This window comes from Pseudomonas sp. NBRC 111124 (assembly GCF_001320245.1).
Lineage (GTDB): Bacteria > Pseudomonadota > Gammaproteobacteria > Pseudomonadales > Pseudomonadaceae > Aquipseudomonas.
Genome location: NZ_BCBA01000106.1, coordinates 1 through 12,242, shown reverse-complemented (window position 1 = coordinate 12,242; position 12,242 = coordinate 1). Strand labels below are relative to the sequence as shown.

Below are 12,242 nucleotides of genomic sequence, written 5' to 3'. Positions count from 1 at the left end.
TTCAAGGCGTTATCATGAGTGAAGATGCACAAGATGTAGTACTGGTAGTCGAGGATGAACCGGCAATCCGGATGATCCTGCGCGATTACCTGGCGGGTGAGGGCTACCACGTGCTGGTGGCAGAAGACGGCGAGCAGGCGTTTGCCATTTTGGCGAGCAAGCCGCACCTGGACCTGATGGTGACCGACTTCCGCTTGCCCGGGGGCATTTCCGGGGTGGAGATCGCCGAACCTGCGGTGAAGCTGCGGCCGGACCTCAAGGTGATCTTCATCAGCGGTTACCCTGCGGAGATCCTCGAGTCCGGCAGCCCAATCGCCCGCCAGGCGCCGATCCTGGCCAAGCCGTTCGACCTCGATACCTTGCACGAACAGATTCAGGCCCTGCTGCGATAAGCTGTACCGGCCTCTTCGCGGGCACGCCCGCTCCCACAGGTATCGCGCGGACTTCTGTGGGAGCGGGCGTGCCCGCGAAGAGGCCGGTACTGGTTAACGCAGGGTCCGCTCGATCCCACCAAGCAGCAGGCTCTCCATCAACCCCAGCCCCTGTTCCTCAGGCAAGCCCTTGAGCATCCCCGGCAACTGGTTGAGCAAGGTCGCCACGACGTGGGCTGTCGCCATCAATGCCTCGCCCTGCAAAGTAGCCCGTGGCGCAATCAGGCGCAGCAACCCCGCCTCATAGCGCTTGCGCAGAAGTCCCAGGCACGCCTGCTGCTCATCACTCAAGCAGCACAGGTCGCGTTCGGCCAGGCGAAACTGCATGGGCCGTTCGGCATGCAATTGCCAATGCGCGGCAATCAGGCAGTTCAACGCCGAACCCCCTCTCGCCATGGCCCGGCGTCCCTGTTCCAGGGTTGCCTGCAGCTCTTCGTACAACTCTTCGATGAGGTCGAACAGCAGGTCCTGCTTGCTTGGGAAATGGTGATACAGCGAACCTGCGGTCAGCCCCACGTGCGCGGCGAGCTCGCGCATGCTGACCTGGCCAAAGCCCTTTTCGGCGAACAGTGCCATGGCCCGGTCGCGTCGCTCTTCGAAGTTGGCACAGCGCATCGCGGCATTGACCGGGGGCATGGCGTGCGCTCCTCAGTAGGTGAAGAAGCCGCGGCCGCTCTTGCGCCCCAGCCAGCCGGCCGCGACCATTTCCTTGAGCAGCGGAGCAGGGCGGTACTTGCTGTCGTTGAAGCCTTCGTGGAAGGCCTCCATGATCGCCAGCAGGGTATCCAGGCCGATCAGGTCGGCCAGGGCCAGCGGGCCGATCGGCTGGTTGCAGCCCAGGCGCATGCCGGTGTCGATGTCCTCGGCACTGGCCAAGCCTTCCTGGCGCACGAAGATGGCTTCGTTGATCATCGGCACCAGAATGCGGTTGACCACGAAGCCCGGGCGGTTGCCGGCGGTGATTGGCGTCTTGCCAAGCTTTTCGGTGACCACCAGCGCCTGGGCATACGTGCTGTCGCTGGTCTGCAGGCCGCGGATGATCTCGACCAGGGCCATCATCGGCACCGGGTTGAAGAAGTGCACGCCAATGAAGCGCTCAGGGTGCTCGATGCTGGCGGCCAGTTGGGTCACCGACAGCGACGAGGTGTTGGTGGCGATCAGGCAGTCGGCGGCAACGTTGGCTGCCACCTGCTGCAGGATGCGCTGCTTGAGTTGCAGGTTCTCGGTGGCGGCCTCGATCACCAGCTGCGCGCTGCCCAGCAGGGCATAGTCGGTGCTGGTGCGGATGCGGGTTTTCGCCGCCTCGGCGCGCTCGGCGTCGAGGGTGCCCTTGCTCACCTGGCGCTCCAGGTTCTTGCTCAAGGTGGCCACGCCACGCTCCAGCGCGGCGTCGGAAACGTCCACCAGCAGCACCTGGTAGCCGGCCACCGCACACACCTGGGCAATACCGTTGCCCATGGTGCCTGCGCCGATCACGGCAATCTGTTCAATCGTCATGGTTCAGCCCCTCAGACGCGCTCGAAGACCACGGCAATGCCCTGGCCGCCGCCGATGCACATGGTGGCCAGTGCGTAGCGGCCCTGGATGCGTTGCAGTTCGTGGATGGCCTTGGTGGCGATGATCGCCCCGGTGGCACCGACCGGGTGGCCGAGGGAGATGCCCGAGCCGTTAGGGTTGACCTTCTCCGGGGCGAAACCGAGCTCGCGGGCCACGGCGCAGGCCTGGGCGGCGAAGGCTTCGTTGGACTCGATCACGTCCAGGTCGCTGACGCTCAGGCCGGCCTTTTCCAGCACCTTGCGGGTTGCCGGGATCGGGCCCAGGCCCATCAGTTCCGGCTCGACACCGGCGTGGGCATAAGCCACCAGGCGCGCCAGCGGCTTCAGGCCCAGGCGGCGCACGGCGTCACCGGTAGCCAGCACCAGGCCGGCGGCGCCATCGTTGATGCCGCTGGCGTTGCCGGCGGTGACGGTGCCGTCCTTCTTGAACACGGTCTTCATGCCGGCCAGTTGCTCGGCCGTGACGTCGGCGCGCACATGCTCGTCGATGGCGAACTGCACGGTGCCCTTACGGGTTTTCAGCTCCAGCGGCACGATCTGGCTGTCGAAGCGGCCTTCGGCCTGGGCGCGGGCGGCGCGGCGCTGGCTGGTCAGGGCCAGCTCGTCCTGCATCTCGCGGCTGATGCCGTGTTTGGCGGCGACGTTTTCCGCAGTGATGCCCATGTGGAAGTGTTCGAACGGGTCCTGCAGTACGCCAACGGTGTAGTCGATGCCCTGCAGATCGCCCATGCGCGCGCCCCAACGTGCCTGCGGCAGCAAGTACGGGCCACGGCTCATGGATTCGGCGCCGGCAGCCAGGGCCACGTCGGCGTCACCGAGCAGCAGGGTCTGGGCGGCCGAGACGATGGCCTGCAGGCCCGAACCGCACAGGCGGTTGACGTTGAAGGCCGGGGTTTCCTTGGGGATGCCGGCGTTCATCGCCGCTACCCGCGACAGGTAGGCGTCGCGTGGCTCGGTGGGGATGACGTTGGCCATCACCATGTGGCCGATCTGCTCGGCGGGCACGCCCGAACGCTCGATGGCGGCGCGGGTGACCGCGGTGGCGAGATCGGCCAGAGGCAGGTCCTTGAGGGAACCACCGAAACCGCCGATGGCGGTACGGACAGCACTGACGACGTAGATTTCTGTGGTGCTCATAAAGGCTCCGATTGCTTAGGCATGGCGGGAGCGGGCCAGGCTCTGCGAGAATGGCCGGCGATCCCGGATGGGGTCCGAGTCTAGGCAAAGGCTCTGTTGCAGCCTATGCCGGATCTGTTCAGTCAACCTGGCATTTTTTGCCACTCAGCATAGACAGTGAATTCCGCCATGCGCGATAGCGATTCGGTCGCGGTGTACTTTCTCAATGCCATGCTGCATGCCCTGCGCGAGCAGCCCGAGGTGCTGGAGGCACGGCTGCGTGATGTGGGCATCGACCCGGCCGTACTCGACCAGCCGCAGGCGCGGGTGCCGGCCAAGGCTTTTGCCCGCCTGTGGCTGGAGCTGATCGAGTTGCTGGGCGACGAGTTCTTCCGCCTCGACAGCCATGGCATGCCGCTGGGCAGCTTTGCCCTGATCTGCCGTGGCTTGATCCAGGAACCGAACCTGGAAAAGGCCCTGCGCCAATGCATGGGCAGTTTCGCCCTGTTCCTGCGCGACCTGCGCGGCAGCCTGACGCTGCGCGGCGGGCGTGCGGTGATCAGCGTGCAGTCGGCAATCGCCGACCCGCTTACCCGGGTGTATGCCGAGGAAACCTACCTGGTGCTGATGATCGGCCTGCTGTGCTGGCTGGCCGGGCGGCGCATCGCCATCGATCGCACGGAACTGGCGGTGGCACGCCCGGCCCAGGACGACGATGCGCTGCTGTGGGGGCCGGACCTGCGCCTGGGCAGCGGGCGCACCGAGGTCGAGTTCGACAGTGCCTGGTTGCGCCTGCCCGTGGTGCAGGACCTGGCGGGCCTGAAGACCTTCCTGCGTAGCGCGCCGCAGGGGCTGGTGATCCGTTTTCGCAATCAGAACGGTAGGGTTGCCGAGGTCTATCGCCATCTGCGCGCACGCCATTATGGGCAATGGCCGACCTTGGCGGCCATGGCCGGGCAGCAAGGTATCAGTGCCAGCACCTTCCGCCGCCAGCTGGAGCGCGAAGGCCGGTCGTACCAGCAGATCAAGGATGAAGTGCGCCGGGCGATGGCCTTCGAGCGCTTGCGCGAAGGCACACTGAGCATCGCCGAGATTGCCGAGCAGGCCGGCTTCCAGGAACCCAGTGCATTTCACCGGGCGTTCAAGAAATGGACGGGGCAGAGCCCGGGTAGCTACCGGGCCAGGTTGGCCATTCCTAATCCTGCAGGTCGGCTGCCAGTGCCTTGACCCGCTTCAGGTCACCTGCAGCAATTTTTGTCACCCTCGCACCATACTCGGCATCGGCCTTGTACAGGAACGACAGGATGATGTGCTTGCTCTGCTCATCGGCAACCGCCAGCGATTGGCCAAAGCTGTTGACCAGGTCGCGCTGCTCGCTTTTCGAGTAAGCGCGGTAAAGGTCGCCGGCCTGCTTGAAGTTCTGCTCCCGGGTGATGCCCTGTTGCTGCGTCGTGCCGCTCAAGGCCAGCTGGCTGTAGCGAGCCGAATCGTTGGTGCTGCGCGGCTGCAGGCGGCTGGGCTGGTAATTGACCATGTCGCGGCTGCGGTTGGGGTTGAGTGCACCGTCCTGGTTGCCATTATTGACGGCTGCCCGCGGCTGGTTGATCGGCAGGCTGCCGGCGTTGGCGCCAACCCGGTACACCTGGGTGTCGGCATAGGAGAACAGCCGGCCTTGCAGCAGGCGGTCCTCGGAGGGTTCGATACCCTTGATCAGGTTTGACGGGGCCAGGGCGACCTGTTCGGTTTCCTGGAAGAAGTTGCCGACATTGCGCTTGAGCACCATCTGCCCGACCCGGCGCTCCGGTACATCAGGCCAGACCTTGGTGGCGTCCAGCGGATCGAAGTCGAAATCTGCCAGCTGTTCAGGGCGCAGGGTCTGGATATAGAGGTCCCACTTGGGATAGTCGCCACGGGCAATGGCGCTGACCAGGTCCTCGGTCATGTGGCTGAAGCTTTTGCCCTGGATTTGTTCGACAGCCTTGGGGTCGAGGTTTTCCTGGCCCTGCAGGCTCTTCCAGCGGAACTTCACGTAGGTGGGTTCACCTTTGGCGTTGATGAACTTGTAAGCGTGCACGCTGTTGCCATCCATGTGCCGATAGCTTTTGGGTGTGCCTTCATTGGAGTACAGCAGGGTCAGGGTGCGGGTGGCCTCCGGCATGTGCGAGAGCAGGTCGAAGCGCCGGGCATCGTTGCCCAGGTTGCTGCGAGGGTCGGGCTTGAAGGCGTGGACCATGTCCGGGAACTTGATGGCGTCGCGGATGAAGAAGGTGGGGAAGTTGTTGCCAACCAGGTCCCAGTTGCCGGTAGTGGTGTAGAAGCGGGTGGCAAAGCCTCGCGGGTCGCGCAGGGTTTCCGGCGAGTGCTGGCCATGCACGACCGACGAGAAGCGCACGAAAACCGGGGTTTTTTCGCCGGGGGTGAACAGCGGCGCCGAGGTCAGCGCGGACAGGTCTTCGGACGCGGTGAACTCGCCATGGGCGCCTGTGCCGCGGGCATGAACCACGCGCTCAGGGATGCGCTCGCGGTCAAAGCGCTGCAGTTTCTGGATCAGCTGCACATCCTGCAGCAGGGTCGGGCCACTGGCGCCGGCGGTCTGGGAGTGCTCGTTATCGCCGACTGCCGCGCCGTTGTCGCGGGTCAGTGGCATGGCCAGCAGCGCAGGGCTGGCAAGCAGAGTCACGCACAGCAGCGTCAACGCAGGGCAGTTGGGGCGGGACAAAAGCATGGCAATGGCACTCGCTTGATCAAGGGAGTGCCGATGCTAGTCATGCGGTAGAAACCTCACAGCAAGGCTAATCGGCTCATGCTGTATGAGATTTCGCAGTGCTGAGTCAGTGGATAGCCACCGGGTTGATGTTGACTTGGGTCGAGCCCTTGTACAGCGGCTGCCCCAGCACGAACAGGAACTCGAAGGCCTTGTCTTTCACCAGCGCACGGGTGTCGATCAGCTCCAGGTTATAGATCCCGCGCTTGGCCAGCATGAACTGGTTGACCGGAAACTCTTCGCCGGTCGGGTTCGGGTACACCTCCGAAGCCCAGGTATCCCCGCCGAAGGCGACGATGCCCTGATCTGCCAGCCACTCGGCGGCCGCCAGGTCGATGCCCGGTTCGGTGGCGAGGAACTGCTGGTTGTCCTTGCCGATCAACTCCAGCCAGCCGGTATTGAACAGCACCACATCGCCCTTGCGCAGGGTGATGCCCTCTTGCTTGAGCACCGCCTTGATGTCGTCGACGCTGAATGCAGTACCGCCGGGGACGATGGCCTTGCCATAGTGGGCGGTCATATCCAGCACCACGCCGCGGGTGACCATCGGCGGCACTTTTTCCACGCCCAGCTTGGTCACGCCTTCGACGGTGACGAAATCAGCCGCCTTGTTGCCGTTGTAGTAGACGTTATCGATCCCAATATGGCCGATGCCGTTGAGCTGCGTGCCGACGCCGGTCCAGCCGTTGACCAGCTCGTCATTGAAGGTGAACTTGTTGCGGCCCAGGGACTGGCCGGCCTGTTCACCAGGCTGGATGTTGTAAAGGTGGAAGCTGCGGTGGCGGAAGGCCGGCAGGTCTTTGCTGACCGGCACGGCCAGCGGGTAGGTCTTGCCGGTCTTGACCAGGCCCACGGCCTGTTTCACCACGTCTGGGGTGAGCAGGTTGGCCGCGCCGATTTCGTCGTTTTTGCCGTAGGGCGAAGTCTGCCAGTCGGCGGCCAGGGTGGCCTGGGCAGTGGTCGCCAGGGCAACGGCGAGTAGCAGAGGTTTGAAGCGTTTCATTGAATTCTCCTGAAGGTGAAGCGTTGTCAGGAGTGCATTCTGGGCAGGGCCGCCGTGGGGAAAAAGCGGCCGGGGGGACAATGACTTTTGCCTGCCGGTCAATAACCGTCGTCGTTAAGGGCCAGGCTCTGGCGCAGCTGTTCGACCATCGACACGCGCAGCGTTTCCGGCGCCTTGACACGGATCGAGCCGGCCTGGGACAGCAGCCAGCCCATCAACGCACGGCTGTCTTCGACGGTCGCCGCGAGCATCGCGCCGCCGTTGTCGTGGGGCGCCAGGCGCATGTCCTCGGACAGCGGCTGGTCTTCCAGGCGACGGGCCAGGCCATCGTCGACCCAGGCGTGCAGTTCGATCTGTTGCGAGGGGGAGAGCGCATCGGGCTGCAACTGCTCGGCCTGGCCTAGGCTCAGGCCCGGCTGCCAGTACCAGCCGTAGGGCATGCCTTTGCTGTTGCAGTGCAGCGGGAACAGCGTCGCCAACTCATTGAGGTCGCGCTCGACGGTACGTTTGCTGGTTTTGTGGCCGGCTTTGGCCAGTGCGCCCTGCAATTGTGTGGAGCTCATCCCGGGATGGCGGTCGGGCAACAGTTTCAGGAGCTGCCATTGTCGGGCGATGGTGTGGCGGGTCGGGTGGCTGGGCACGGAAGCTTCATCCTTGAAGGCCAGGTACGAGGTGCACCTGAGTGATGGCATATAGCTATTGCGATAGCATACTCCTTCGGAGGATGGGATCCAAGTTTGGTTACGGCTGGCTGTTGCTCGCCGCAACACCTTCAGCGCCTATCAGATCGAGCGCCGCCCGCGCGATCTGATAGGCGCCAGAGTACTCAAGGCAGGCATCCCGAAAAACAACTCAATCCAGCCGAGTAACCCATTTACCGCCGAGCCGACCATCTTTCAGCGCCCGCAAGGCCTCGGGCAACGCCTCAAAGGCAAACTCGCGGCGCTGCGGTGCAACCAGACGGCCATCGGCGACGGCCTGCAGTAGCTGTTCACCGGCCACGCGCAGAGCCTGGCGATCCTGCAAGCGGCCATGGGCGTGAATGCTGTAGCGCCACTTCATGCAGCGAGATTGCCGTACTGAAGGCATCCAGTGGGGCAGTCTCCTGGCGGTCCTGGATGCACACCAGGTGGCCGTTGTAGCCGAGCAGATGGGCCAGGCTGCCCGCGTGAGCACCGCTGACCGTGTCGAACAGGGCATGTAACGGGCGCTCGCCGAGGGCAGCCTGCAATTGGGCCTGCCAGTCGCCGTCGTGGTAGTCGAACACACCCGCTACGCCAAATGCCTTGAGTACCACGTGGTGGCGTTGGCCCGCGGTGGCCCAGACGCGCAGGCCGCGTTGTGCCGCCAGCTGCGCCAGGTAGAAGCCCACTGCGCCGCCGGCGCCAATTACCAGCACATCGCGGCTGGCGCCGTCCGGCACCTTGGCCAGCGCCTGCCAGGCGGTGAGGGCGGGGCAGGGCACGGCAGCGGCGGCACTGTCGTCCAACTGGGCGGGGATGTGCATGACCAGGCTGGCATCGAGCAGGCAGTGTTCGGCGAAGCTGCCGTCACGGGCCAGCGACTGATGATAGGCGACGCGGGTGCCCAGTGGCAGATCCACGCCAGCGCCCGCGGCGATGACCACGCCGGCACCATCGACACCGGGCACGGTGCCTTGCTGCCAGGCCGGGTGGCCCCATTCGCAGATCTTCCAGTCCACCGGGTTGAGGGCAATGGCGCGGTTGGCGACCAGCACTTCGCCGGGGCCGGGTTCAGGGAGGGGCTTTTGCATGAGTTGCAGACCGTCGAGGCCGGCGTCCGGGGTCCAGGCCCAGGCTTGATGATGGGTTGGCATGCTGCGGGTCCTTGTCAGACGGGTGTGGGCGGGAGGCTAGCGGGTATCGGGCGGGGGAAACAGGTTGGAGCAGGACAAGGTGTTTTGACCGTGAGACAAAAGCGGGGCTGCAAAGCAGCCCCCGATCACTCAGCCCAGGGTTTTAGCCAAGGCTTCCAGGCCACCTTCATAGATGCCCTTGAACAGCGCTTGTGCCTCGGCATCGCTGACCCCGGCCGGGGTGAACTCGCCGAACCATTCGATCAGGCTGCCCTGGCCGTCGGCCTTGACCCGCAGGGTCGACAGGTAGCCAGTCACCGGGAACGGGCTGGTGAGAATCGCGTAGCTGTAGCTGCGCTGCTGCTCATCAAAGGCCATCAGGCGCTCGACGATGCTGTTGCCGTCCGGGTCTTTCAGCGAGCGCACGCGGCCGCCTTCGCTGGACAGGCTTTCAGGAATGAACGGCAGCCAGTCGGGCAGGCTGTCGAAGCCGCCGATCAGTGCCCAGACGTGGTCAGGGCTATGTTGGGTTTGCAGGGAAGCGTAGGCAGTTGCCATGGTGTAAATCTCCAGTTGAATTCAGATAGCGAGGCTGTCGACCACACCGCCGTCGACCCGCAGGGCCGCGCCGGTGGTGGCGGAGGAGTAAGGGGAGGCCAGGTACACCGCCAGGTGGGCGACTTCGTCGACCTCGGCGGCGCGCTGGATAATCGAACTTGGCCGGGCAGTGCGCACGAAGTTGTCGGCCTCTTCACGGACGCTGCGCCCGGAGGCCTTGGCGGCATCGGCCACCAGTGCAGCGACGCCGTCGGTCAGGGTCGGGCCTGGCAATACGGCATTGACCGTTACCCCGGTGCCGGCCAGGCGTTTGGCAAGACCATGGGATACAGCCAGGTTGGCGGCCTTGGTGACGCCGTAGTTGATCATGTCGGCGGGGATGGCGATGCCCGATTCGGAAGAGATGAACAAGATCCGCCCCCAACCCTTGGCAACCATGCCTGGAGCATAGTGACGAGCCAAGCGCACGCCAGACAACACGTTGACGTCGTAGAAGCGCTCCCATTCGCCGTCGGGCACGTCGAAGAAGTCGACGTCGTCGTAGATACCCAGGTTGTTGACCAGGATGTCGGCCTGCGGGTGGGCGGCGAAGAGGGTTTCGGCACCTTCGGCGGTGCCCAGGTCGGCGACCACGCCGTGTACCTGGCCACGGCCGCCCTGGGTGCGCAGTTCCGCCAGAGCGGCGTCGAGCGACTTCTGACTACGGCCGGCGATGACCACGTCGGCATGGGCGCGGGCCAGGCCGCGGGCGATGGCCAGACCAATACCGCCGGTCGAGCCGCTGATGATGGCGGTGCGTCCGCCGAGGTCGATGTTCATGGAATGGCTCCTGTGGGTGAGTTGCATCGATGGGAGCCATGCTAGTGATGCGTCGTAAGACTGTAAAAGACGTAATTCGACTGAGTTCAGACCTGTATCGACTGATCAGGTGTTTGATCAGCCAGGGCCAGTACCCGCTCGCGGAAGATCCCCACGATTGGCCGCAGGTCCACCTGGTGCCAGGCCGCCCACAGCTGCACACAAGGCTGGAACCAGTCCAGCTGGCGCAGCACCACGCTTGGCCCGACGCTGGCCGACAAGCTGCTCTGCACCATGGCCAGGCCCAGGCCGGCGGACACCAGGCCAAGTACGCTCAGCGGGTCGGTGGCCTCCAGCGACAGGCGCGGGGTGAAGCCGGCATCGCCGCAGCGGGCGATGAAATCGTCGCGCTTGTTGACCTGGTCGGGCTGGCCGCCGGTAATGATCCATTCCTGTTCATGCAAGTCGGCCGGCGTCAGTTCGGCCTTGCTGGCCAAGGGATGCACGGCGGGGATGGCCAACAGCATCGGGTCATCGAGTACCGGCTGGCTGCGCAGGTCGGGGTCGTTTTTCGGTGGCGGCTCGCAGACCAGGGCGATGTCCAGGCTGCGCTGGCGCAAGCCTTCGAACTGCTCGCCCGGGGTCATGTTGTACAGCGCAATGTGAATGTTCGGGCGTTCACCGCGGATCGCCCGTACCGCCCCGGGCAGCACGCCGGCATGAATGGCGTGGTTGACATAACCGATGCACAGGCCGCCTTCCTCGCCACGGCCCAGGCGCTTGCCCAGCGACTCCAGGCGTTCGGCATGTTTGAGCAGGCCGCGCGCTTCGGCCAGGAAGGTGCGCCCGTCGTTGGTGAGGTACAGGCGCTGGTTGCGCCGCTCGAACAGCGCCAGGCCGAGGTTGTCTTCGAGCTGGGCGATCTGCCGGCTCAGGGGGGATTGAGAAATATGCAGCTGCTCGGCGGCCCGGCCGACGTTCTCGCATTCGGCGACGGCCACGAAGTAGCGCAACTGACGTAGATCCTGCATGAGACCTCCAGGGACTTAACTGTGTCGAATTATGACTTGGACGGTCTTGTCTTGGGAAGCCTAGGATGCGCTCACGTCGTCGGCTGACGACCTTTCACACCTTACTGGAGAAGATTCCATGAACCTGAAAGACCTGATCGCCAACCCGCTGGGCTTCGGTACCGCGCCACTGGGCAACATGTTCCGCAACGTGCCACAGGACGAAGTGCAAGCCTCGGTGGACGCTGCCTGGAACAATGGCGTGCGCTATTTCGATACCGCGCCGTTCTACGGTGCCGGCCTCTCGGAAATCCGCCTGGGCAAAGCCCTGGCCCAGCGCCCTCGCAACGAATACGTACTGAGCAGCAAGGTTGGCCGCGTCATCCTCGACGAACTGGAAGACCCCGCTGCCCGTGAGCTGGGCGAGAAGAGCGGGCTGTTCGAGCATGGCAACCGTAACCGCATCGTCAACGACTACAGCGCCGATGCCACCCTGCGCTCGATCGAAGACACGCTCAAGCGCATGGGCACCGATCACCTGGATATCGTCTGGATTCACGACATCGCCCAGGACTTCTACGGTGACGAATGGCTGAGCCAGTTCGAAATCGCCCGCACCGGTGCCTTCCGCGTGCTCAGCCGCCTGCGTGAAGAGGGGGTGATCAAGGCCTGGGGCCTGGGCGTCAACCGCGTCGAGCCGATCGAATTGACCCTGGATCTTGAGCAAGCGCGCCCGGACGGCTTCCTGCTGGCTGGCCGCTACAGCCTGCTGGATCACGAGCGTGCCTTGCAGCGGGTGATGCCGGGTGCTCTGGCGCAAGGCCTCGGCATTGTCGTTGGCGGCCCTTACAACTCGGGTGTGATTGCCGGTGGTGACCACTACGAGTACCAAAAGGCCAGCCCGCAAATCCGTGCTCGTGTGCAGCGCCTGAACGAAGTGGCAGCGCGTCATGGCGTGGATATCAAGGCCGCAGCGCTGCAGTTCTCGCTGGCGCACCCGGCAGTGGCGGCGGTGATTCCGGGGGCGACCCGGCCGCAGCATGCCGACCAGGACCTGGCGGCGTTCAACGCAGTGATCCCGGCTGCGTTCTGGGCCGAGCTGCGTGAACTGGGGCTGATTGCCCAGGAAGCGCCAGTGCCTATGGCCTGATCGCGCAAGGGGAGGGCTTTGCCCTCCATTCGCGGGTAAA

Annotated in this window: 12 protein-coding genes and 1 pseudogene; 3 read left to right on the top strand and 10 right to left on the bottom strand. The window is 64.6% G+C overall.

Features of this window, described 5'->3' with window-relative positions; all coding sequences use genetic code 11:
• Positions 1 to 14: 14 nt before the first annotated feature.
• Positions 15 to 392 carry a response regulator gene (locus APH28_RS26055; protein WP_060513295.1) on the top strand — a complete coding sequence of 126 codons (378 nt, stop codon included), beginning with the start codon at positions 15 to 17 and terminating at the stop codon, positions 390 to 392.
• A gap of 93 nt (positions 393 to 485) precedes the next feature.
• Here APH28_RS26055 and APH28_RS26050 read toward each other — a convergent pair whose 3' ends face one another.
• Genes APH28_RS26050 through APH28_RS26040 form a run of 3 tightly spaced genes read right to left on the bottom strand, consistent with a single transcriptional unit; the run spans position 486 to position 3,124 of the window.
• Complete coding sequence (locus tag APH28_RS26050; RefSeq protein WP_060513294.1) at positions 486 to 1,067, bottom strand: TetR/AcrR family transcriptional regulator; 582 nt, start codon at positions 1,065 to 1,067, stop codon at positions 486 to 488.
• 12 nt (positions 1,068 to 1,079) lie between these two features.
• Positions 1,080 to 1,928, bottom strand: coding sequence for a 3-hydroxybutyryl-CoA dehydrogenase (locus APH28_RS26045; RefSeq protein ID WP_060513293.1), 849 nt, complete (start codon positions 1,926 to 1,928; stop codon positions 1,080 to 1,082).
• 11 nt (positions 1,929 to 1,939) lie between these two features.
• Positions 1,940 to 3,124: an acetyl-CoA C-acyltransferase family protein gene (locus tag APH28_RS26040; RefSeq protein WP_060513292.1), complete on the bottom strand. Its 1,185-nt coding sequence runs from the start codon at positions 3,122 to 3,124 to the stop codon at positions 1,940 to 1,942.
• Positions 3,125 to 3,292: 168 nt separating this feature from the next.
• Between APH28_RS26040 and APH28_RS26035 the strand changes: the two genes are divergently transcribed.
• A complete protein-coding gene (locus APH28_RS26035) occupies positions 3,293 to 4,330 on the top strand; it encodes an AraC family transcriptional regulator (protein WP_060513291.1) in 1,038 nt (345 codons plus the stop codon).
• On the opposite strand, the gene APH28_RS26030 is transcribed toward APH28_RS26035, so the two are convergent.
• The 7 genes and pseudogenes from APH28_RS26030 to APH28_RS26000 all read right to left on the bottom strand — a co-directional run bounded on the left by APH28_RS26030 (position 4,299) and on the right by APH28_RS26000 (position 11,073).
• A complete protein-coding gene (locus tag APH28_RS26030; RefSeq protein ID WP_156340957.1) occupies positions 4,299 to 5,750 on the bottom strand; it encodes a catalase in 1,452 nt (483 codons plus the stop codon). The two genes, APH28_RS26035 and APH28_RS26030, sit on opposite strands and share 32 nt — an antisense overlap.
• Before the next feature lie 184 nt (positions 5,751 to 5,934).
• Positions 5,935 to 6,870 carry a cyclase family protein gene (locus tag APH28_RS26025; protein ID WP_060513290.1) on the bottom strand — a complete coding sequence of 312 codons (936 nt, stop codon included), beginning with the start codon at positions 6,868 to 6,870 and terminating at the stop codon, positions 5,935 to 5,937.
• A 98-nt stretch (positions 6,871 to 6,968) separates the two neighbouring features.
• Positions 6,969 to 7,511, bottom strand: coding sequence for a WYL domain-containing protein (locus tag APH28_RS26020; protein WP_060513349.1), 543 nt, complete (start codon positions 7,509 to 7,511; stop codon positions 6,969 to 6,971).
• 211 nt (positions 7,512 to 7,722) lie between these two features.
• Positions 7,723 to 8,707, bottom strand: a pseudogene (locus tag APH28_RS26015) (zinc-binding dehydrogenase).
• Positions 8,708 to 8,836: 129 nt separating this feature from the next.
• On the bottom strand, positions 8,837 to 9,244 hold the full coding sequence (locus tag APH28_RS26010) for an SRPBCC family protein (RefSeq protein WP_060513289.1): 408 nt from the start codon (positions 9,242 to 9,244) through the stop codon (positions 8,837 to 8,839).
• A gap of 21 nt (positions 9,245 to 9,265) precedes the next feature.
• Entirely contained in the window at positions 9,266 to 10,063 is a 798-nt protein-coding gene (locus APH28_RS26005; protein WP_060513288.1) for an SDR family NAD(P)-dependent oxidoreductase, read from the bottom strand.
• 86 nt (positions 10,064 to 10,149) lie between these two features.
• Complete coding sequence (locus APH28_RS26000) at positions 10,150 to 11,073, bottom strand: LysR family transcriptional regulator (protein ID WP_060513287.1); 924 nt, start codon at positions 11,071 to 11,073, stop codon at positions 10,150 to 10,152.
• A 118-nt stretch (positions 11,074 to 11,191) separates the two neighbouring features.
• Here APH28_RS26000 and APH28_RS25995 point away from each other — a divergent pair, with 118 nt between their 5' ends.
• Positions 11,192 to 12,202: an aldo/keto reductase gene (locus APH28_RS25995; RefSeq protein WP_060513286.1), complete on the top strand. Its 1,011-nt coding sequence runs from the start codon at positions 11,192 to 11,194 to the stop codon at positions 12,200 to 12,202.
• Positions 12,203 to 12,242: the final 40 nt, after the last annotated feature.